Source organism: Pseudomonas sp. PME37.24/006 (assembly GCF_055556635.1).
Genome location: NZ_JBVHNL010000001.1, coordinates 454,303 through 475,714 on the forward strand (window position 1 = coordinate 454,303; position 21,412 = coordinate 475,714).

Sequence of the window (21,412 nt, forward strand, 5' to 3'; positions counted from 1 at the left end):
CGACTCAGCCCTGATGGCGGCTGATGTTGGACAGATTGCGATTGGCTTTGGGGTTCTTGCGGTAGAGCAGCGCCATTTTTCCGATAACCTGTGCCAGGTCGGCCTTGCTGGCCTTGCACAACTCATCGATCACCGCCAGGCGGCCTTCGCGCTCGGTAATGCGCAACTGAATCTTGATCAGTTCATGATCGTTCAGGGCGCGCTCCAGCTCCGCCAATACGCCTTCGGTAACACCGTTATCGGCAACGATCAATACCGGTTTCAGGTGGTGGCCGATAGATTTGAACTGTTTCTTCTGCTCTTGAGTGAGCGGCATAATCTGAACCCTGCGTCTTAATCTGGGGAAAGCGGCCTATTTTAACCGAGCCGCTCGAAGCCCGCCCAGTTATTCATTCTGTTCTTCCGAGGTGTTGTTGTGGCCCGTTCCAAGACCAGCCAGCGTTGGCTGAAAGAGCATTTCGACGATCCGTACGTCAAAATGGCGCAAAAGGACGGCTATCGTTCACGTGCCAGCTACAAATTGTTGGAGGTTCAAGAGAAGGATCGCATCCTGCGCCCCGGCATCACTGTGGTCGACCTCGGTGCTGCTCCGGGCGGTTGGTCGCAGGTCACCAGTCGCGTTATTGGCGATAAAGGCCGGCTGATCGCTTCGGACATCTTGGAAATGGACAGTATTCCGGACGTGACTTTCATTCAGGGTGATTTCACGGATGACGCGGTGTTCGCGCGCATTCTGGAAGCGATCGACAATCATCCGGTAGACCTTGTGATTTCCGATATGGCCCCCAATATGAGTGGAGTCAGGGAGTCGGATCAGCCTCGTGCCATGTATTTGTGCGAGCTGGCACTGGATCTCGCCACGCGTGTCTTGCGTCCTGGTGGCGATTTCTTGATCAAGATCTTCCATGGCGAAGGTTTCGATGAGTACCACAAGCAGGTTCGTGGTCTGTTCGAGAAGGTGCAGATGCGCAAACCGCTGTCATCGCGCGGCCGTTCTCGTGAGCAGTACATGTTGGCTCGCGGACTCAAAGTACAGCGCGAAGAGTAAAACCAAAGGCTTGGTTGTCAGTCCAAGCCTATGCGCGCATCGTTACGGGCAGATATCTCATAAAGGGTTACAGACGGTGTCAGCCACGGGCGGGCGTTTGTAGTAAGTTAGATCGGTTTATAACTGGTCGTCATGCGAAGCACGCTTCGGCAAGGGGCCTGCTTCAGAGGGTAGCTAATTGAACGACATGGCAAAGAATCTGATCCTGTGGCTGATCATCGCTGCCGTCCTGGTTACGGTGATGAACAATTTCTCCAGTCCGAGTGAGACTAACAAGCTCAACTACTCGGAGTTCATCCAGCAGGTGCAGGATGGTGGGGTCAAGCGTGTCACCGTCGATGGTTACATCATCAGCGGCATGCGTTCCGACGGTTCGTCGTTTGAAACGGTGCGCCCGGCGATCCAGGATAATGGTCTGATCAAGGATCTGATGGATAACAACGTCGAGATCGTTGGTAAGCAGCCTGAGCAGCAGAGCATCTGGACGCAATTGCTGGTTGCCAGCTTCCCGATCCTTGTAATCATTGCCGTATTCATGTTCTTCATGCGCCAGATGCAAGGCGGTGCCGGCGGCAAAGGCGGGCCGATGAGCTTTGGCAAAAGCAAGGCGCGCCTGCTTTCCGAAGATCAGGTCAAGACCACTTTCGCTGACGTCGCGGGTTGTGACGAGGCTAAAGAGGAAGTCAGTGAGCTCGTCGAGTTCCTGCGTGACCCCGGCAAGTTCCAGCGCCTTGGTGGTCGTATTCCACGTGGTGTGCTGATGGTCGGCTCGCCGGGTACCGGTAAAACCCTGCTGGCCAAGGCGGTTGCTGGCGAAGCAAAAGTACCTTTCTTCACCATTTCCGGTTCTGACTTTGTGGAAATGTTCGTGGGTGTCGGTGCCTCCCGCGTGCGTGACATGTTCGAACAGGCCAAGAAGCATGCGCCATGCATCATCTTCATCGACGAGATCGACGCCGTTGGTCGCCACCGTGGCGCCGGCATGGGTGGCGGTCACGACGAGCGCGAGCAGACCCTCAACCAGTTGCTGGTAGAGATGGACGGCTTTGAAATGAACGATGGCATCATCGTCATCGCCGCGACCAACCGTCCGGATGTGCTCGACCCTGCGTTGCTGCGCCCGGGCCGCTTCGATCGTCAGGTGGTGGTCGGTTTGCCGGACATCCGTGGTCGTGAGCAGATCCTCAACGTGCACATGCGCAAGGTGCCGATGGGTGAGGACGTCAAGGCTGCGGTCATCGCCCGTGGTACTCCAGGCTTCTCCGGTGCTGACCTGGCCAACCTGGTCAACGAGGCATCGCTGTTCGCTGCTCGTTCGGGTAAGCGCGTCGTCGAGATGAAGGAGTTCGAACTGGCCAAAGACAAGATCATGATGGGCGCAGAGCGCAAATCCATGGTCATGTCGGACAAGGAGAAGCTCAACACCGCATTTCACGAGGCAGGTCACGCCATCGTCGGTCGTCTGGTGCCCGAGCATGATCCGGTCTACAAGGTCTCGATCATTCCCCGGGGCCGTGCCTTGGGTGTGACTATGTTCCTGCCAGAAGAAGACCGTTACAGCCTGTCCAAGCGTGCACTGATCAGCCAGATCTGCTCGCTGTACGGCGGCCGTATCGCCGAAGAAATGACCCTGGGCTTCGACGGTGTAACCACCGGCGCGTCCAACGACATCATGCGTGCCAGTCAGATCGCCCGGAACATGGTTACCAAGTGGGGGCTTTCGGAGAAACTTGGCCCGCTTCTGTATGCCGAAGATGATGACCAGCCGTTCCTTCGTGGTGGTGGCGGTTCGTCCAGCTCCAGTGTGTCGGGTGAAACAGCCAAGCTGATTGATTCGGAGGTGCGCAGCATCATCGATCAGTGCTATGGCACGGCCAAGCGCTTGCTCGAGGAAAACCGCGACAAGCTTGATGCCATGGCTGAAGCCCTGATGAAGTATGAAACCATCGACGCTGATCAGATCGATGACATCATGAGTGGTCGCGCGCCGCGTGAGCCGCGTGATTGGACGGGTGGTGGCAGCGATGCCGGCAAGCCGGCAGCCAAACCCGACGAAGCTGATCTCCCCGAGAAACCAATCGGCGGCCCTGCTGCCGAGCTGTAAGGCTTTTCATGTCCCATGCTATACCCCGGAACCGGCTGCCCTGTGGCAGCCGGTTTCTTGATTTGACCCGTCCCCAAGTGATGGGGATCCTCAACGTAACCCCTGACTCGTTCTCCGACGGTGGCCGCTTCGCCCTGCGCGATGCGGCGTTGCGCCATGCCGAAAGCATGGTGCTGGCCGGGGCGACGCTGATCGATATAGGCGGTGAGTCCACTCGGCCGGGCGCCGCTCCCGTGTCCGTGGAGCAGGAGCTCGCGCGCGTGGCGCCGATGGTGGAAGCCATCGCCGCCGAGTTGGACGTGATCATCTCCGTCGATACTTCGACTCCGGAAGTCATCCGTGAGTCGGCCAGGCTGGGTGCCGGGCTGATTAACGACGTGCGCTCGCTGCAGCGTGACGGCGCGCTGCAGGCGGCTGCTGATAGCGGCTTGCCGGTTTGCCTTATGCATATGCGTGGTGAGCCCACTACCATGCAGCAGAGTCCGCAGTACGACGATGTGCTGGATGCCGTGGCAGACTTTCTGCGCGAGCGTCTGGCGGTCTGCGAGGCGGCTGGCATTCCCGCAGAGCGTATCGTGCTCGATCCGGGTTTCGGCTTTGCCAAAACACTCGAGCACAACCTCAGCCTGTTCAGGCGCATGCCTGCGCTGCAGGCGTTTGGTCTGCCGCTGCTGGTCGGCGTTTCACGCAAGAGTATGATTGGTGCCGTGCTGGGCCGCGAGGTCGATGGGCGCCTGTATGGCAGTCTGGCCCTGGCGGCTCTGGCCGTTGCCAAGGGTGCAAGTATTCTGCGCGTTCACGATGTGGCGGAAACCGTCGACGTGGTGCGCATGGTCGCCGCAGTCGAAGCGGCGCAGTAATTAGAAGAAGGGAGTTGTCGTTTTGAGTCGCAAATATTTTGGCACCGACGGTATTCGTGGGCGCGTCGGTCACTATCCCATTACGCCTGACTTCATGCTCAAACTCGGCTGGGCCGCGGGCATGGCCTTTCGCAAGCAGGGCAAGTGCCGGATTCTGATCGGCAAGGACACGCGCATTTCCGGCTACATGTTCGAGTCGGCTCTGGAGGCGGGTCTGTCTGCCGCAGGCGCTGACGTCATGCTGCTGGGGCCGATGCCGACGCCAGCGATCGCCTACCTGACGCGTACCTTCCACGCCGAAGCGGGCATCGTCATCAGTGCATCGCACAACCCTCATCATGACAACGGCATCAAGTTCTTCTCCGGGCAGGGCACCAAGCTGCCTGACGAAGTCGAGCTGATGATCGAGGAGCTGCTCGATGCGCCGATGACGGTGGTCGAGTCCGAGCAGCTCGGCAAGGTATCGAGAATCAATGACGCCGCAGGTCGCTACATCGAATTCTGCAAGAGCAGTGTGCCGACCAGCACCGATTTCGCCGGCCTCAAGATCGTTCTCGATTGTGCCCATGGTGCGGCCTACAAGGTCGCTCCGGCGGTGTTCCAGGAGCTCGGTGCCGAAGTTTCGGTGCTTTCCGCTCAGCCCAACGGGCTGAACATCAACGCGGATTGCGGCTCGACTCATGTCGAAAACCTGCAGGCCGAAGTCGTGTCGCGTCAGGCGGATCTGGGTATTGCCTTCGATGGCGACGCCGATCGGGTGTTGATGGTCGATCACACCGGTGCGGTGGTGGACGGTGACGAGTTGTTGTTCATCATCGCCCGTGATCTGCAGGCGCGTGGCAAGCTGCAGGGCGGTGTCGTCGGTACCTTGATGAGTAATCTGGGCCTTGAACTGGCCCTCGATGAACTGCAGATTCCCTTCGTGCGCGCCAATGTGGGCGACCGCTACGTGATCGCCGAGCTCCTGGAGCGCGGCTGGCAGCTGGGTGGCGAAAACTCCGGACACCTGGTGTGCTTCCAGCACGTCACCACGGGTGACGCCATCGTTGCTGCGTTGCAGGTATTGCTTGCCATCCGTCGGCGTGGGCAGAGCCTTGCTGAGGCGCGCCAGGGGCTGCGCAAATGTCCGCAGGTGCTGGTCAACGTGCGTTTCGGTGGCGGTGTCGATCCACTCAAGCACCCCGATGTTCAGGCTGCCAGTGACAGCGTGACCGAGCGAATGGCAGGACGTGGCCGTGTGCTGCTGCGTAAGTCCGGCACCGAGCCGCTGGTTCGGGTCATGGTCGAAGGCGAGGACGAAACGCAGGTGCGAGCCTATGCCAATGAATTGGCTGAGGTTGTCTCTAAAGTCTGTGCTTGATTCGGCTTGCCAGTCCACAAGCGGTTGGGTAACATCTGCGCCCTCTTTGACCAACGAGGTAAAGCATGCGCCGCCCAATGGTTGCTGGTAACTGGAAAATGCACGGTACCCGCGCCAGTGTCGCAGAGCTGATCGGTGGTCTGAATCAGCAGGTGTTGCCTGGTGATGTCGATGTTGCCGTGTTTCCTGTCAGTGTTCATCTCGGTCAGGTTGTCGAGGGGCTGAGTGGCGTTGCCGTGTCGGTTGGCGCGCAAGACTGTGCGGTCGAGGCGGGGCAGGGTGCGTTGACCGGAGAAGTATCGAGCGAGCAATTGCGCGATACCGGCTGCAAGTTCGTGCTGATCGGTCATTCCGAGCGCCGCCTGATCCTGGGTGATAGCGAAGAGCAGGTCGTTCGCAAGTTCGCGGCGGCTCAGGTCGCTGGGCTCGTTCCGGTTCTGTGCTTGGGGGAAACCCTTGAGCAGCGCGAGGCTGGGGAGACGCTTGCGGTTGTCGAGCGTCAGCTCGATAGCGTCATCGGCGCCCTGGGCGTTGCGGCTCTGTCGGCTGCTGTAGTGGCATACGAGCCGGTCTGGGCCATTGGTACCGGGCTGACGGCGTCGCCCGTGCAGGCTCAGGATGTGCATGCGGCGATTCGTGCTCGGGTCGCTGGCAAAGATGCAGATGTGGCGAGTGCTTTAAGAATTCTTTATGGCGGCAGTGTCAAGGCCGCCAATGCAGCCGAGTTATTCGGCATGCCAGATATCGATGGGGGGCTTGTGGGTGGAGCCTCTCTGAATGCGGATGAGTTCGGTGCGATCTGTCGCGCTGCAGGAAACTAAGAATATGCTGGAAACAGTCGTTGTGGTTCTTCATCTGCTGGGTGCGATCGGTGTGGTTGTGCTGGTTTTGCTGCAGCAGGGTAAAGGTGCCGATGCAGGTGCTTCGTTTGGTGCTGGTGCCTCGAATACCGTATTCGGTAGTCAGGGAACTACTACCTTTCTGAGCCGAGTTACTGCTATACTCGCCACCGCTTTTTTCATTACCAGCTTGGGGTTAGCTTACTTTGCTAACCAAAAGTCTGATACGCTTGGTCAGGCTGGTTTGCCTGATCCGGCAGTGATGGAAGTGCCGCAGGAAAGCAAGCCTGCAGCAGAAGATGTACCGGTGCTTGAGCAACAGCAGGCACCAACTTCGGGGCAGCAAGATGTACCTCAAACCCCTGAAGAGCAGTAAGCGTTAATTTGCCGAGGTGGTGGAATTGGTAGACACGCTACCTTGAGGTGGTAGTGGCCATAGGCTGTAGGGGTTCGAGTCCCCTTCTCGGTACCAATTAAATGGAAGAGCTCGCTGTATGCGGGCTTTTCTGTTTCTGGAGGGTTGGTTGACCTGCGAGCCGGTTCGGTCGTATAATCCGCTCCCAGTTTTGACGCGGGTGGAGCGAATCGTCGGCGTCGGGCTAATGGCCCTGAGGTCACTGGTTCATCCAGCCCCCGTAGCCAGTATTAGTGGAGCCCCTTTCAAGGGGCTTTTTGCTAGCTGGTGGACAGATTTGCCGTCGCACGGACGGTTTTATGGATGGGCGTTTCGCCCATTTTTTATTTGCACAGCATGCGCGAGGGGTTCAGGTGTCGAGCAAGCTAGAACAGTTGCAGGCCTTGGTGGCCCCGGTAGTCGAGGCGCTTGGCTACGAGTGCTGGGGTATTGAGTTTCTGTCTCAGGGGCGGCATTCGCTGCTACGTATCTACATCGATAGTGCCAATGGCGTCCTTATTGAGGATTGCGAAAAGGTCAGTCGGCAGATCAGTGGTGTCCTCGATGTTGAAGACCCCATTGCCGCGGAGTACACCCTGGAGGTGTCCTCGCCCGGTATGGATCGGCCGCTTTTCACCTTGGCGCAGTTCGCCAGCCATGGCGGCGAGCAAGTAAAAATCAAGTTGCGCTCGCCGTTCGAAGGGCGCCGCAATTTTCAGGGTCTGCTCCGTGGTGTGGAGGAGGAGGACGTGGTGGTGCAGGTGGATGACCACGAGTTCCTTTTGCCGATCGATCTGATCGACAAGGCCAATATTATCCCCCGGTTTGATTGAGACACGGATCCCGCGGGGTTCGCGGAATGCGTGGATCCCAATGGATTGCGAGAGGCGAGGCGTACGATGAGCAAAGAAGTACTGCTGGTTGTTGAGTCGGTATCCAATGAAAAGGGCGTGCCGGCCTCTGTAATTTTCGAGGCGCTTGAGCTGGCTTTAGCCACGGCGACCAAGAAACGTTTTGAAGATGAAGTAGAGCTGCGCGTGGCGATCAATCGTCAGAGTGGCAACTATGAATCCTTCCGCTGCTGGACTGTGGTCGAGGAAGAGCATTTCGAAGATCCTGCGCATCAAGTGACCATCGACATGCCACGGGCTGTTGAGGCGAATGCCAAGGTCGGTGATGTACTCGAAGAGAAAATCGACTCCATCGAGTTCGGTCGTATTGCTGCACAGACAGCCAAGCAGGTCATCGTGCAGAAAGTGCGCGAAGCCGAGCGTGCTCAGGTTGTCGAAGCCTATCGTGAGCGTGTTGGCGAGATCATCGCGGGTACCGTGAAGAAGGTGACTCGTGACAATGTCATCGTTGATCTGGGCGCTAACGCGGAAGCGTTGCTGGCTCGCGAAGACATTATCCCGCGTGAAACTTTCCGGGTTGGTGTTCGTCTGCGTGCGTTGCTCAAGGAAATCCGTGCCGAGAATCGCGGCCCTCAGCTGATTCTGTCGCGTACTGCGCCAGAAATGCTGATCGAGCTGTTCCGCATCGAGGTGCCGGAAATCGCCGAAGGCCTCATCGAGGTCAAGGCTGCTTCGCGTGATCCAGGCTCGCGAGCCAAGATCGCGGTGCGTTCCAAGGACAAGCGTATTGATCCGCAGGGTGCCTGCATCGGTATGCGCGGTTCGCGTGTACAGGCGGTCTCCGGTGAGTTGGTCGGTGAGCGCGTGGACATCGTGCTGTGGGACGACAACCCGGCGCAGTTCGTCATCAACGCCATGTCGCCGGCTGAAGTCGCGGCGATCATCGTTGACGAAGACGCTCATGCCATGGACATCGCTGTCGGCGAAGACAACCTCGCTCAAGCGATTGGCCGTGGTGGCCAGAACGTGCGTCTGGCAAGCCAGCTGACCGGCTGGACGCTGAACGTGATGACCGAAGCGGACATCCAGGCCAAGCAGCAGGCCGAGACTGGCGACATCCTGCAGAGCTTCATCGACGAGTTGGAAGTCGACGAAGAACTGGCCCAGGTGCTGGTCGAAGAAGGCTTCACCAGCCTGGAAGAAATTGCTTACGTACCGATGGAAGAGATGCTCAGCATCGATGGTTTCGATGAAGAAATCGTCAACGAACTGCGCTCGCGAGCGAAAGATCGTTTGCTGACCAAAGCCATCGCTACAGAAGAAAAGCTGGCAGACGCCCAGCCGGCCGAAGACCTCCTCGAACTCGAGGGTATGGACAAAGGCCTGGCGCAGGAACTGGCAGTGCGCGGTGTGGTTACCCGCGAAGACCTGGCCGAGCAGTCTATTGACGACCTGCTCGACATCGACGGCATCGACGAAGAGCGTGCCGGCAAGCTGATCATGGCCGCCCGAGCCCACTGGTTCGAGTAAGTTTTACGGCCTGAGGAGAGAAGTGCATGACGCAAGTCACGGTGAAAGAACTGGCCCAAGTGGTCGACACACCGGTAGAGCGCCTGCTGCAGCAGATGCGAGAGGCGGGTTTGCCGCACAGCAGTGCCGAGCAAGTTGTCACCGATAACGAGAAGCAGGCCCTGCTTGCTCATCTGAAGAGCAGCCACGGCGAGAAGAAAGCCGACGCGCCGCGCAAGATTACCTTGCAGCGCAAAACCACCAGCACCCTACGGGTCGCTGGCAGCAAGACCATTAGCGTTGAAGTGCGCAAGAAGAAAACCTTCGTCGAGCGCAGCAACGAAGAGATCGAAGCCGAGAAGCAGCGTGGGCTCGAAGAGCAACGCGCGGCTGCTGAAGCTGCTCGCCTGAAAGCCGAGGAAGAAGCCAAGCGTAAGGCTGAGGATGAGGCCAAGCGCCAGACTTCCTCGCCAACTGCCGGGCAAACACCTGCTGCCGAAGTGGCGCCAGCGCCAGTTGTTGCGCCGGTTGCTGCTCCTGCAGCCGATGAGCGTAAGAAGGACGAGCCGCGTCGCCCAGACAAGCCTCGTAACGATGACGCTAGCCGCCGTGATGGTGATCGCAAGACCACCCAGCACCGCCCGACCGTCAAGGAAAAAGCGCCTGCTCCGCGTGTGGCTCCGCGTTCCGTCGATGAAGAGAGCGATGGCTTCCGTCGTGGCGGCCGTGGCAAGTCCAAGCTCAAGAAGCGCAATCAGCATGGCTTCCAGAGCCCGAGCGGTCCGGTCGTGCGTGATGTTGCCATTGGCGAGACCATCACGGTTGGCGAGCTGTCCCAGCAGATGTCGGTCAAGGCCGCTGAAGTCATCAAGTTCATGTTCAAGATGGGGACTCCGGTCACCATCAACCAGGTTCTCGACCAAGAAACTGCGCAACTGATTGCCGAAGAGCTGGGCCACAATGTCAAGCTGGTCAGCGATAACGCGTTGGAAGAGCAACTGGCTGAGTACCTGAAGTTTGAAGGCGAGGCTATCTCCCGCGCGCCGGTCGTTACTGTCATGGGTCACGTTGACCATGGTAAGACCTCGCTGCTCGACTATATCCGCCGCGCCAAGGTAGCTTCTGGCGAAGCCGGTGGCATTACCCAGCACATCGGTGCCTATCATGTAGAAACCGATCGCGGCATGGTTACCTTCCTCGATACCCCGGGTCACGCTGCGTTTACCGCAATGCGTGCTCGTGGTGCCAAGGCGACCGATATCGTGATCCTGGTGGTGGCTGCTGATGACGGCGTGATGCCGCAAACCATCGAAGCGATCCAGCATGCCAAGGCTGCTGGTGTACCGCTGGTGGTTGCAGTGAACAAAATCGACAAGCCGGGCGCTGACCTCGACCGTATCCGCAGCGAGCTGTCGGTTCACGGTGTGACGTCTGAAGAGTGGGGCGGTGATACGCCGTTCGTGTCGGTCTCCGCGAAAGTCGGTACCGGTGTGGATGACCTGCTCGAAGCCGTCCTGCTGCAAGCCGAAGTGCTGGAACTGACCGCAACACCGTCGGCTCCTGGCCGTGGTGTGGTGGTTGAGTCCCGCCTGGACAAGGGTCGTGGTCCGGTAGCGACTGTTCTGGTTCAGGACGGTACGTTGCGTCAGGGTGACATGGTGCTAGTCGGTTCGAACTACGGCCGTATTCGCGCCATGCTCGACGAGAACGGCAAGTCGATCAAAGAAGCAGGTCCGGCGATCCCGGTTGAGATCCTCGGTCTCGACGGTACGCCAGAAGCCGGTGACGAAATGAGCGTCTTGGCTGACGAGAAGAAGGCGCGTGAAGTTGCGCTGTTCCGTCAGGGCAAGTTCCGCGAAGTGAAACTGGCTCGTGCGCATGCCGGCAAGCTGGAAAACATCTTCGAGAACATGGGCCAGGAAGAGAAGAAGACGCTTAACATCGTCCTCAAATCTGACGTCCGTGGTTCGCTGGAAGCGCTGCAAGGCTCGCTTGGCGGGTTGGGTAACGACGAAGTACAAGTGCGTGTGGTCGGTGGCGGCGTTGGTGGTATCACCGAATCCGATGCCAACCTGGCACTCGCTTCCAACGCTGTACTGTTCGGCTTCAACGTGCGTGCCGATGCGGGCGCACGCAAGATCGTCGAGCAGGAAGGTCTGGACATGCGTTACTACAACGTCATCTACGACATCATCGAAGACGTCAAGAAAGCGCTTACCGGCATGCTCGGCAGCGATGTTCGCGAGAACATCCTCGGTATCGCCGAAGTCCGCGATGTGTTCCGTTCGCCGAAGTTCGGTGCGGTCGCCGGTTGTATGGTGGTCGAGGGTACGGTTCACCGTAACCGTCCGATTCGCGTACTGCGCGACGACGTGGTGATCTACGAAGGCGAGCTGGAATCGTTGCGTCGCTTCAAAGACGATATGGCCGAAGTGCGTAACGGCATGGAATGCGGTATCGCTGTGAAGAGCTACAACGACGTCAAGGTCGGCGACAAGATCGAAGTGTACGAGAAGGTCCAGGTGGCTCGCAGCCTGTAATCGCGAGTCGCAATACGCAGCGCCCGGCCCCGCATTCGCGCGGCCGGGCGTTTGCCGCTTTTGAGTCCGATGCTTTTTCAGGCGTCGAGGCGAGTGGAAGGTAGCAAAGATGGCAAAAGACTATAGCCGTGCCCAGCGCATCGGCGACCAGATTCAACGCGAGTTGGCTCAGCTGATTCGCTCGGAAGTCAAAGATCCCCGCCTGGGTGGCTTGGTGACTGTCACTGCGGTCGACGTCAGTCGTGATGCCAGCCATGCCAAGGTGTTCGTCACCATCATGGGTGTCGAGCCCGAAGAGGGCGTCGATCCGGTTACGCAAAGCCTACGCGTGCTTAATGACGCCAGCGGTTTCCTGCGTATGCAGTTAGGTAAGGCGATGAAGTTGCGTAGTGTGCCGAACCTGCGGTTTCACTATGACGAGAGTGTTATTCGTGGCGCTCAGTTGTCAGCACTGATCGAGCGTGCGGTGACCGAGGACAGCAAGCACGCTGAAGATGATACCGAGGCCAAGGAGTAAGCGCGTGGCTCAGGTAAAGCGTATTCGTCGCAAGGTCGATGGCATCATTCTGCTCGACAAGCCCAAAGGCTTCAGTTCCAACGCCGCATTGCAGAAGATTCGTTGGTTGCTCAATGCCGAGAAGGCTGGACACACCGGTAGTCTGGATCCGCTTGCCACCGGCGTATTGCCGTTGTGCTTTGGTGAGGCGACCAAGTTTTCCCAGTACCTGCTCGATGCCGACAAAGGCTATGAGACGGTCATGCAGCTTGGCGTTACCACCACCACGGCCGATGCCGAAGGTGAGGTGCTCGAGCGTCGTGATGTGAACGTCGCTGCTGCCGATATCGAAGCGCTGTTGCCGCGCTTTCGGGGTGATATCAGCCAGATCCCGCCCATGTACTCCGCACTCAAGCGTGACGGCCAGCCGCTGTACAAGCTGGCTCGAGCAGGAGAAGTGGTGGAGCGCGAACCGCGTTCTGTTACTATTGCGCGCCTGGAGTTGCTCGACTGCGCCGCCGACAAGGCGAGCCTGGCAGTCGATTGCAGCAAAGGCACCTATATTCGCACCCTGGTCGAAGATATCGGCCAGTTGCTGGGCTGTGGTGCCCATGTCGCCGAGCTGCGACGAGTACAGGCTGGGCCGTTCGGGCTGGTGCAAACCGTCAGTCTGGAAGAAATCGAGCGTGTGCATGCCGAGGGTGGTCATGAGGCGGTAGATCGCTTTCTGCTACCCGTAGACAGTGGTCTGGAGCATTGGCCGCTGCTGAGTTTCTCGGAGCACAGTGCGTTCTATTGGCTACAAGGGCAGCCTGTGCGTGCCGCAGACGCGCCGAAGTTCGGCATGGTGCGGGTACAAGATCACAATGCTCGTTTCATCGGTATCGGTGAAGTGAGCGAAGACGGGCGTATTGCGCCGCGTCGTTTGATTCGGTCTGTATGACCGTGGCGAGCTGCTCCGGCGGCTCGTATCGAGGGTGGCTGTTAATAGGCGCGGTCATACCTCCTTTAAAACACGGGAAGCTATTCCCGGCCTATTGAGGCTGTCGTTCGCGACAATCTCCAGATGAGAGGATGCCCACATGGCACTCAGCGTTGAAGAAAAAGCTCAGATCGTTAATGACTACAAGCAAGCCGAAGGCGATACCGGTAGCCCGGAAGTTCAGGTTGCTCTGCTGTCCGCTAACATCAACAAGCTGCAAGGCCACTTCAAGGCCAACGGTAAAGACCACCACTCGCGTCGTGGCCTGATCCGTATGGTTAACCAGCGTCGTAAGCTGCTGGATTACCTGAAGGGTAAAGACACCAGCCGTTACAGCGCCCTGATTGGTCGTCTGGGTCTGCGTCGCTAAGCAATGCTTATGCGCCGTTGACCGCAAAAGCTGGAAGTGAGCTCGCCTCGCTTCCAGCTTTTGTGTTTATGCTTCATCCGTTTTAACGTTTCACCCGTTTGGACAGCGCCGGGCCGACTCCCGAAGCCACTGCCCACGAATTCGCAAGAAACCGTTTCCCCAAAGGCAACAGAGAGAAGGAAAACACCGTGAACCCGGTAATCAAGAAATTTCAGTTCGGTCAATCGACCGTTACCCTCGAGACTGGCCGTATCGCCCGTCAAGCCTCCGGCGCAGTGCTGGTCACCGTTGACGACGACGTTGCTGTACTGGTTGCCGTAACCGGCGCTAAAACTGCCGACCCGAGCAAAGGCTTTTTCCCGCTGTCCGTGCATTACCAGGAAAAAACCTACGCTGCCGGCAAGATCCCCGGTGGTTTCTTCAAGCGTGAGGCGCGTCCTTCCGAGAAAGAAACCCTGACCTCGCGTCTGATCGATCGTCCGATCCGTCCGCTGTTCCCAGAAGGCTTCCAGAACGAAGTGCAAGTCATCTGCACCGTGGTTTCCACCAGCAAGAAGACCGATCCGGACATCGCTGCGATGATCGGTACCTCGGCTGCTCTGGCGATCTCCGGCATTCCGTTCAACGGCCCAATCGGTGCCGCCCGCGTCGCTTTCCATCCGGAAACCGGCTACCTGCTGAACCCGAACTATGAGCAGCTCAAGGCGTCGAGCCTGGACATGGTCGTAGCGGGCACCAAAGACGCCGTACTGATGGTTGAGTCGGAAGCCAAAGAGCTGACCGAAGACCAGATGCTGGGCGCTGTGCTGTTCGCCCATGATGAATTCCAGGTCGTTATCCAGGCTATCGCCGAGTTGGCTGCCGAAGCCGCCAAACCGACGTGGGACTGGCAGCCAAAGGCTGAAAACACCGCACTGCTCAGCGCTATTCGTAGCGAGTTCGGCGATGCCATCTCCCAGGCTTACACCATCACCGTCAAGCACGAGCGTTATGCCCGTCTGGGTGAGCTGCGCAATGAAATCGTTGCCAAGTTCTCTGGCGAAGAAGGCCAGCCAACTGCCGGCGAAGTCAAAGAAGTATTTGGCGAAATCGAATACCGCACCGTGCGCGAGAACATCGTCAACGGCAAACCGCGTATCGATGGCCGTGACACCCGTACCGTGCGTGGCCTGAACATCGAAGTCGGTGTGCTGGACAAGACCCACGGTTCGGCGCTGTTCACCCGTGGCGAAACCCAGGCGCTGGTCGTTGCCACCCTCGGCACCGCCCGTGACGCACAGCTGCTGGACACCCTCGAAGGCGAGCGTAAAGACCCCTTCATGCTGCACTACAACTTCCCACCGTACTCGGTGGGCGAGTGTGGTCGCATGGGCGCCACTGGCCGCCGCGAAATCGGTCACGGCCGTCTGGCGCGTCGCTCCATAGCTGCCATGCTGCCGGCTGCTGACGTGTTCCCGTACACCATCCGCGTCGTGTCGGAAATCACCGAGTCCAATGGTTCGTCCTCGATGGCCTCGGTCTGTGGTGCCTCCCTGGCACTGATGGATGCTGGTGTGCCGATGAAGGCGCCGGTAGCCGGTATCGCCATGGGGCTGGTTAAAGAAGGCGAGAAATTCGCCGTTCTGACCGACATCCTCGGCGACGAAGATCACCTGGGCGACATGGACTTCAAAGTAGCCGGTACCGCCAATGGCGTCACTGCGCTGCAGATGGACATCAAGATCCAGGGCATCACCGAAGAAATCATGGAAATCGCTCTGGGCCAGGCCCTGGAAGCGCGCCTGAATATCCTCGGCCAGATGAATCAGGTCATTGCTCAATCGCGTAGCGAACTGTCGGCCAATGCGCCGACCATGATCGCCATGAAGATCGACCAGGACAAGATTCGCGACGTCATCGGTAAAGGCGGCGCTACCATCCGCGGTATCTGTGAAGAGACCAAGGCTTCGATCGATATCGAAGACGACGGCTCGATCAAGATCTTCGGCGAAACCAAGGAAGCTGCAGAAGCCGCGCGTCAGCGCGTTCTGGGCATCACTGCGGAAGCCGAGATCGGCAAGATCTACGTCGGTAAGGTTGAGCGCATCGTCGACTTCGGTGCCTTCGTCAACATCCTGCCGGGCAAAGACGGTCTGGTGCACATCTCCATGCTCAGCGATGCGCGCGTCGAGAAGGTCACCGACATTCTGAAAGAAGGCGAGGAGGTCGAAGTGCTGGTACTGGACGTCGACAACCGCGGCCGTATCAAGCTGTCCATCAAGGACGTTGCCGCTGCCAAAGCTTCGGGTGTCTGACCCGGGCTAACGCCGCTGCTACGAGAAAGCCAGTCAGGGTGACCTGACTGGCTTTTTTATGGGTGCTCGATAAAGACGTCAGGCGCGCTCAGGGATCGCGAATGTTGCCTTTTGGAGTGCCTTGCTGATGATCCGTAGACATAAAAAACGCCAGCCAGGCCAAGCCTGACTGGCGTTTGTGTTGTAGTGATCCGATCAGTCTGTGTACTGGAACAGTTTGATGATCTTCTGTACGCCCGAGGTGTTCTGTACGACGTTGCTTGCGGCATTGGCTTCCTGGCGGCTGACGACGCCCAGCAAGTAGACAACACCGTTCTCGGTGATCACCTTGATGCGGCTGCCCGGTACGCCGCTGTCGGCGAGCATCTGGGTTTTGATCTTGGTGGTCAGCAGCGAGTCGTTGCTGCGGGCCAGCAGCGAGCTTGGCTGCTGCACCTGCAGCTCGTTGTGTACCTTGCGCACGCCTTGTACGGTGCGCGCGGCCTGCTCGGCGGTGCTCTTCAGTTCGGCGCGTGGCGTCTGCCCTGCGATCAGGATCACGCCGTTGTAGCTGCTCACGACGATGTGCGAGGTGGGGCTGGCGAGATCAGCGTGCGCGCGGGTAATGGCGTTTTCGACATTGGGGCCGACGAACTGATCGTCGATCTTGTTGCCAATGCTACGGCTGCCGCAACCGCCAAGGATGAGGCTGATTGCCAGTGCGGCGAAGATCAATGGTGAACGGGTCATTCTTCACTCCCAAACAGTTGACTGTCGATAAGGTCGCACAAGCAGTGGATGGCCAGCAAATGGACTTCCTGAATGCGTGCCGTGACCTTGGACGGCACGCGAATTTCAACATCTTCCGGGAGCAGCAGCGAAGCCATACCGCCGCCGTCACGGCCAGTCAGGGCGACCACGGTCATTTCCCGGTCATGAGCGGCCTGAATGGCCTGGATCACGTTGGCTGAGTTGCCACTGGTGGAGATCGCCAGCAGCACGTCGCCGGGTTGGCCGAGTGCCCGGATCTGCTTGGAGAAGATCTCGTTATAGCTGTAGTCGTTGGCGATCGAGGTGATCGTCGAGCTATCGGTGGTCAGCGCAATGGCTGGCAGGCTTGGGCGCTCACGCTCGAAACGGTTGAGCAATTCCGAGGAAAAGTGCTGAGCGTCGCCAGCGGAGCCGCCGTTGCCGCAGGAAAGAATCTTGCCTTCGCTGAGCAGCGCCTGAACCATCACCTGACTGGCGTGCTCGATGAAAGGTGGCAGTACCTCCATCGCGTGGTGCTTGGCTTCTATGCTGGCTTGAAACAGCTGGCGAATCCGGGCTTGCATATCCATGTGGATGTTTTGACCTTGACTGTAACGGTACGCCGAGCCGGGTGGCGCGCAGCGCTGTCGTTGAAAATGGCGGTGAAACGGTGCGTTCGCAGCAAGCCGGGGCTTCAACTGTCGAAGGCGTTCCTGATCCACTCCAGTGGTGCGGGTTTGCCATGGCCTATGGCTATGACATCGAAACGACAGGGATGTTTGGCCCAGCGCTTCTCTTGCTGCAGAAACTGTGTAGCCGTGGCGATCAGCTTGTCACGCTTGCGCCTGTCGACGCTCTCGATCGCACCGCCCCAGGCATTGTGTTTGCGATAGCGCACTTCGGCGAATACTACTGTATCGCCATCGAGCATGACCAGATCGAGTTCGCCGCGTTGGCCGCGCCAGTTATGGGCGATGTGTTTCAGGCCGTGAGTTTCGAGATGCTCGCGGGCGAGGGCTTCAGCCGCTCGCCCGCTGGCATGTCGAGGGTCGTCGCTCAAAGCGGAACGTCGGGCAGGCGCTGGATCTGCCCGCCACGAATTTCAGCCCAGGGCAGTTGACGCTCCACGCGTTGCGCAGGGTTCAGGCTGAGGCTGCCGGAAAGACCATCGATGCGGCTGTCTGGCAGTGCCTTGAGCTGGCCCAGGCGCGGCGCCAGGCGGAAGGCATCGACGCCCATGGCGTACAGGCGGCCCATGCTGCCGCCAGCTTGCGGCCACTGGTTGTTGACCTGCTGTCGCAGTGGATCGTTGGCGTCCAGCAGCCACGGCGTTTCGCAGAAGCGAATGCCGTCGAGGTCACGATACTGGGCGGCATTCATACTGCCGTTGAACAGGTGCGAGGTCGCATAGACCGGCACTTCACCTGCGTACTGGTAGGCGAGGGTCGGTTTGATCTGTTGAGCCTGTTGTGGCGTGGCGGCAAGGAAGATGAAGTCGACATCCTGGCGGCGGCTGGGCGCAGCCCCGGAAGCCGAGCCGCTGCCGCTGAGCTGGAACAGGTTGGCGATCTGCCGAGCCATGTCTACCGGCTGGTCGATGTGTTCGGCGCCTAGGAAGGTGCCGCCGGCGGCCTGCCAGCTCTGCTGGAACGCGGCCAGGACGCGATCGCCCCAGTCACCTTTGGGTACCAGTGCCACGGCACTGCGCTTGCCATCGGCCCAGGCGCGACGAGCGACTTCACGGGCTTCGTCTTCGGCGGCCAGGCCGAACTGGAACAGTTGCTCCGGGCTTTCTGCGCTGGCTTCGCTGTAGTTGAGGGCCAGGGTGGTGATCGGCAGTTGCTCGCGATTGCCTAGCTGGGTCACCAGATTCTTCTCGAGTGGGCCGACGACCAGTTGCACGCCATCGGCCTGAGCCTGGCGGTAGAAATCATCCAGAGAGGTCAGGCGGGCACTGTCGTACAGCTGGATCTGCGGCTGCTTCTCGCCGCTCTGCTGCGCCTGGTAGTGAGCGGCGAGGAAGCCGTCACGCAGTGCGCGCGCCACGGATGCCAGTTGGCCTTCCTGTGGCAGCAGCAGGGCGATTTTTTCCAGCGGCTGGCTGGACAGTGCCTGCAGGTCGGCCAGGGCTTTCGGCAGTTGCTGGGCAGCGGGGTGGTTCGGGTGTTGAGCCAGCCAGTTGTCGATGGCGCCCTGCTGTTGTTGCAGGGTACCGACCGTCTTGGCGACCTGCGCCAGAGACAGCCAGCCGGCCAGATCGGCATCGTCGGCGCTGGGCGTCGGCTCGGCCGGCAGGCTGGAGACTAGGCTCCAGATCTGATCCTGGTTGCGCTGTGCCTCGTCGCCGCTCAGCAGTGGTGCGATGAACACGCGCTCACGGGCTGCGGCGAGAATCTGGCCGTCTTTCTCGAGTGCGTTGGCGCGAGCCAGCTGGGTGCGTGTCTGCTGTTCGACCGGCAGTTCACCGAGGCGCTCAAGGCTGGGATGGGCGAGGGCGCTGAGCGCTGCCTTGGCATCGTTGCGGGTCAGGGCCAATTCGGCAGCGAGCGTGCTGGCGAAGATCTGCTGAGCCGGCTTGAGGGTCTGCAGGTCGACCTGGGCGAGAATGCCGCTGGCGCGCTCGGCGTTGCCTTGCTTGTAGGCCAGGTCGGCGGCGGTGAGACGCAGCAATTGCGCGTCTTCGCTCTGGCTGGTACCGGCCTGCTGGAGCATCTGCTCGAGGCTGGCTTGAGGTGTGCGAGGCAGTTCGCCGAGGTTGGAGGTGGGCGAGCTGCTGCAGGCAACGAGCAAGCCGGCAAGGCAGAGTGCAGAGAGCGGACGCAGGCAGGCGATCATGTAAGCGATTCCGGTTCTTGAGCAAATGAACGCACAATTGTACCCAAGGCATGCCGTCGGCGCGATCTCGAAGGTGTTAACCGGTGCGCAGACAGCGGTATCGTCCGTCGGGAACCCCTCGTTTGTCGCACGCGTTACAATGAGCGCTTTCTGATTAGATGAGGCGCCGCCGTGACTGCTAGTGAAGCTCCCCGTTCCGCCACGGGCACCTTGTTCGTGGTGGCGACGCCTATCGGCAATCTCGACGACCTCAGCGCCCGGGCGCTCAAGGTGCTCAGCAGTGTCGCGCTGATCGCTGCCGAGGATACCCGGCACTCCGCGCGCCTGATGCAGCACTTCGGTATTGGCACGCAGCTGGCTGCCTGTCATGAGCACAACGAGCGTGATGAGGGCAGCCGCTTTATCGAGCGTCTGCGTGCGGGCGAAGATGTCGCACTGATTTCTGATGCCGGTACGCCGCTGATCTCCGATCCCGGCTACCACCTGGTGCGCCAGGCGCGTGCTGCGGGTATTCGCGTGGTGCCGGTGCCGGGCGCTTGCGCGTTGATCGCCGCGTTGTCCGCTGCCGGCCTGCCCTCCGATCGTTTCGTCTTCGAAGGTTTCCTGCCCGCTAAGAGCGTGGGGCGGCGCACCCGCCTTGAGCTGGTGCGTGAAGAACCGCGTACGCTGATCTTCTATGAGGCGCCGCACCGGATTCTGGAATGCCTGCAGGACATGCGCGACGTGTTCGGCGGCGAGCGCCAGGCCCTATTGGCACGCGAACTGACCAAAACCTTCGAAACCCTGCAGGGGCTGCCGCTCGAGCAGTTGTGCGAATGGGTGGCGGCGGATGCCAATCAGCAGCGTGGCGAGTGCGTGGTGCTGGTGGCCGGCTGGCAGGCGCCTGAAGACGAAGCTGCGGTCAGTGTCGAAGCGCTGCGCGTGCTCGATCTGCTGCTCGCCGAACTGCCGCTCAAACGTGCGGCGGCGCTGGCGGCGCAGATCACCGGGGTGCGCAAGAACCTGCTTTATCAGGCCGCGTTAGAGCGTCAGCAGGATGTTTGAACTTGTTCTCACTGTGCCCCAGCGGTTACCCTAGTCGGCGGAGAGTCGATCGGACAGTCGCTGCCGTGCTTCGTTCGCGAAGTGTGGGGGAGGAAAGTCCGGGCTCCATAGGGCGGAGTGCCAGGTAATACCTGGGGGGCGTGAGCCTACGGAAAGTGCCACAGAAAATAACCGCCTAAGCGCTTCGGCGCCGGTAAGGGTGAAAAGGTGCGGTAAGAGCGCACCGCGCGGCTGGTAACAGTCCGTGGCTAGGCAAACCCCACTCGGAGCAAGACCAAATAGGGTTCCATTGGCGTGGCCCGCGCTGGAACCGGGTAGGTTGCTAAAGACGTACAGTGATGTCCGTCGTAGAGGAATGACTGTCCTCGACAGAACCCGGCTTATAGATCGACTCTCCACCTCCTTTCGCTTTGCGCTCCATCCTCTCGTTTCTAATACCGAAAAGATCTTACTCTTAACAAACTACTTTAAGTTTGTGGGTCAGGCTTCTGTATGTGCTTGTTTTTACCCTGACTATCACCCCGATACCTCCGTCACACTCCCTCCTTTATCCGCTAAATCTCCGTTCTATAAGGACTTTTCCGTTCTGGCGCGCCTTGACGGTGGGGTATGCGCGTTCCTATAGTGTGCTCCGGTGGTGAAAAGTGGCATGAAGTGGGTTTTTTTGGATGCAGATGGCTAATTAAGGGGAAGCGCAACAGTGTTTCGCGGAGCTAACGCCATAAGTCTCGACGCCAAAGGGCGACTCGCGATGCCTAGCCGGTATCGGGACGAGCTCGTGTCGCGTTCGGCTGGCCAGCTCATCGTTACCATTGATGCCATCGATCCCTGCCTTTGTGTCTACCCGCTGCCGGAGTGGGAAATCATCGAAAACAAGCTGCGTGAGCTGGCGTCCTTCCGTGAGGAAAACCGCCGCCTGCAGCGTTTGCTGATTGGTAATGCCGTCGATCTCGAGCTGGACGGTAGTGGTCGTTTTCTGGTTCCGCCGCGTTTGCGCGAGTACGCCAAGCTGGATAAGCGCGCGATGTTGGTGGGGCAGCTAAATAAATTTCAACTGTGGGATGAGGATTCCTGGAATGCCGTGGCTGACGCCGATCTGGCCGCCATCAAGCAACCGGGTGCTCTTTCCGATGACTTACGTGACCTGATCCTGTGAA

The 21,412-nt window shown here is 59.4% G+C and carries 20 protein-coding genes, 1 tRNA gene and 1 other RNA gene; 17 read left to right on the forward strand and 5 right to left on the reverse strand.

Annotated features, from left to right (window positions below):
- Window positions 1–4: 4 nt before the first annotated feature.
- Window positions 5–316: a ribosome assembly RNA-binding protein YhbY gene (gene yhbY / locus ACZ3GY_RS02085; protein WP_225835093.1), complete on the reverse strand. Its 312-nt coding sequence runs from the start codon at window positions 314–316 to the stop codon at window positions 5–7.
- A gap of 99 nt (window positions 317–415) precedes the next feature.
- On the opposite strand from yhbY, the gene rlmE reads away from it, so the two are divergent.
- The 14 genes from rlmE to pnp all read left to right on the forward strand — a co-directional run bounded on the left by rlmE (window position 416) and on the right by pnp (window position 15,647).
- Entirely contained in the window at window positions 416–1,048 is a 633-nt protein-coding gene (rlmE, locus tag ACZ3GY_RS02090) for a 23S rRNA (uridine(2552)-2'-O)-methyltransferase RlmE (RefSeq protein WP_225835089.1), read from the forward strand.
- A 187-nt stretch (window positions 1,049–1,235) separates the two neighbouring features.
- Complete coding sequence (ftsH, locus tag ACZ3GY_RS02095) at window positions 1,236–3,152, forward strand: ATP-dependent zinc metalloprotease FtsH (protein ID WP_465908771.1); 1,917 nt, start codon at window positions 1,236–1,238, stop codon at window positions 3,150–3,152.
- An 8-nt stretch (window positions 3,153–3,160) separates the two neighbouring features.
- The gene (gene folP / locus ACZ3GY_RS02100) at window positions 3,161–4,012 is read left to right on the forward strand and encodes a dihydropteroate synthase (RefSeq protein ID WP_465908772.1); all 852 of its coding nucleotides are present in this window, start codon (window positions 3,161–3,163) and stop codon (window positions 4,010–4,012) included.
- 22 nt (window positions 4,013–4,034) lie between these two features.
- The gene (gene glmM, locus ACZ3GY_RS02105) at window positions 4,035–5,372 is read left to right on the forward strand and encodes a phosphoglucosamine mutase (protein WP_465908774.1); all 1,338 of its coding nucleotides are present in this window, start codon (window positions 4,035–4,037) and stop codon (window positions 5,370–5,372) included.
- A 65-nt stretch (window positions 5,373–5,437) separates the two neighbouring features.
- Entirely contained in the window at window positions 5,438–6,193 is a 756-nt protein-coding gene (gene tpiA / locus ACZ3GY_RS02110) for a triose-phosphate isomerase (RefSeq protein WP_465908775.1), read from the forward strand.
- Between the two features lie 4 nt (window positions 6,194–6,197).
- Window positions 6,198–6,587, forward strand: coding sequence for a preprotein translocase subunit SecG (secG, locus tag ACZ3GY_RS02115; protein WP_465908776.1), 390 nt, complete (start codon window positions 6,198–6,200; stop codon window positions 6,585–6,587).
- 10 nt (window positions 6,588–6,597) lie between these two features.
- Window positions 6,598–6,683 (forward strand) — tRNA-Leu (locus tag ACZ3GY_RS02120).
- Between the two features lie 296 nt (window positions 6,684–6,979).
- Window positions 6,980–7,438 (forward strand): ribosome maturation factor RimP, encoded by a 459-nt coding sequence (rimP, locus tag ACZ3GY_RS02125; protein ID WP_463565999.1) that lies wholly within the window; start codon window positions 6,980–6,982, stop codon window positions 7,436–7,438.
- A 66-nt stretch (window positions 7,439–7,504) separates the two neighbouring features.
- Window positions 7,505–8,986, forward strand: a complete 1,482-nt coding sequence (gene nusA / locus ACZ3GY_RS02130) for a transcription termination factor NusA (RefSeq protein ID WP_463563721.1) — start codon at window positions 7,505–7,507, stop codon at window positions 8,984–8,986.
- Window positions 8,987–9,012: 26 nt separating this feature from the next.
- Window positions 9,013–11,505, forward strand: coding sequence for a translation initiation factor IF-2 (gene infB, locus ACZ3GY_RS02135; RefSeq protein WP_463563722.1), 2,493 nt, complete (start codon window positions 9,013–9,015; stop codon window positions 11,503–11,505).
- A 109-nt stretch (window positions 11,506–11,614) separates the two neighbouring features.
- A complete protein-coding gene (gene rbfA, locus ACZ3GY_RS02140; RefSeq protein ID WP_463563723.1) occupies window positions 11,615–12,022 on the forward strand; it encodes a 30S ribosome-binding factor RbfA in 408 nt (135 codons plus the stop codon).
- A 4-nt stretch (window positions 12,023–12,026) separates the two neighbouring features.
- On the forward strand, window positions 12,027–12,944 hold the full coding sequence (gene truB / locus ACZ3GY_RS02145; protein WP_463563724.1) for a tRNA pseudouridine(55) synthase TruB: 918 nt from the start codon (window positions 12,027–12,029) through the stop codon (window positions 12,942–12,944).
- 139 nt (window positions 12,945–13,083) lie between these two features.
- Entirely contained in the window at window positions 13,084–13,353 is a 270-nt protein-coding gene (gene rpsO, locus ACZ3GY_RS02150; RefSeq protein WP_042554902.1) for a 30S ribosomal protein S15, read from the forward strand.
- A 188-nt stretch (window positions 13,354–13,541) separates the two neighbouring features.
- Entirely contained in the window at window positions 13,542–15,647 is a 2,106-nt protein-coding gene (pnp, locus tag ACZ3GY_RS02155) for a polyribonucleotide nucleotidyltransferase (RefSeq protein WP_463563725.1), read from the forward strand.
- A gap of 195 nt (window positions 15,648–15,842) precedes the next feature.
- Here pnp and ACZ3GY_RS02160 read toward each other — a convergent pair whose 3' ends face one another.
- The 4 genes from ACZ3GY_RS02160 to ACZ3GY_RS02175 all read right to left on the reverse strand — a co-directional run bounded on the left by ACZ3GY_RS02160 (window position 15,843) and on the right by ACZ3GY_RS02175 (window position 19,211).
- The gene (locus ACZ3GY_RS02160) at window positions 15,843–16,376 is read right to left on the reverse strand and encodes a BON domain-containing protein (RefSeq protein WP_225835071.1); all 534 of its coding nucleotides are present in this window, start codon (window positions 16,374–16,376) and stop codon (window positions 15,843–15,845) included.
- Window positions 16,373–16,966, reverse strand: coding sequence for a phosphoheptose isomerase (locus tag ACZ3GY_RS02165; RefSeq protein ID WP_042554905.1), 594 nt, complete (start codon window positions 16,964–16,966; stop codon window positions 16,373–16,375). The genes ACZ3GY_RS02160 and ACZ3GY_RS02165 overlap by 4 nt, the downstream gene beginning before the upstream one ends.
- 104 nt (window positions 16,967–17,070) lie before the next feature.
- Window positions 17,071–17,436 (reverse strand): YraN family protein, encoded by a 366-nt coding sequence (locus tag ACZ3GY_RS02170; protein ID WP_463563727.1) that lies wholly within the window; start codon window positions 17,434–17,436, stop codon window positions 17,071–17,073.
- Window positions 17,433–19,211 (reverse strand): penicillin-binding protein activator, encoded by a 1,779-nt coding sequence (locus ACZ3GY_RS02175; RefSeq protein ID WP_465908777.1) that lies wholly within the window; start codon window positions 19,209–19,211, stop codon window positions 17,433–17,435. Before ACZ3GY_RS02175 ends, ACZ3GY_RS02170 begins: the two co-directional genes overlap by 4 nt.
- A gap of 171 nt (window positions 19,212–19,382) precedes the next feature.
- On the opposite strand from ACZ3GY_RS02175, the gene rsmI reads away from it, so the two are divergent.
- The 3 genes from rsmI (at window position 19,383) to mraZ (ending at window position 21,411) form a co-directional block, all read left to right on the forward strand.
- On the forward strand, window positions 19,383–20,255 hold the full coding sequence (gene rsmI, locus ACZ3GY_RS02180; protein WP_463563729.1) for a 16S rRNA (cytidine(1402)-2'-O)-methyltransferase: 873 nt from the start codon (window positions 19,383–19,385) through the stop codon (window positions 20,253–20,255).
- Window positions 20,256–20,296: 41 nt separating this feature from the next.
- Window positions 20,297–20,654, forward strand: an RNA gene (gene rnpB / locus ACZ3GY_RS02185) — RNase P RNA component class A.
- A gap of 301 nt (window positions 20,655–20,955) precedes the next feature.
- Window positions 20,956–21,411, forward strand: coding sequence for a division/cell wall cluster transcriptional repressor MraZ (mraZ, locus tag ACZ3GY_RS02190; protein ID WP_013792660.1), 456 nt, complete (start codon window positions 20,956–20,958; stop codon window positions 21,409–21,411).
- The last annotated feature ends 1 nt before the right edge of the window (window position 21,412 follow it).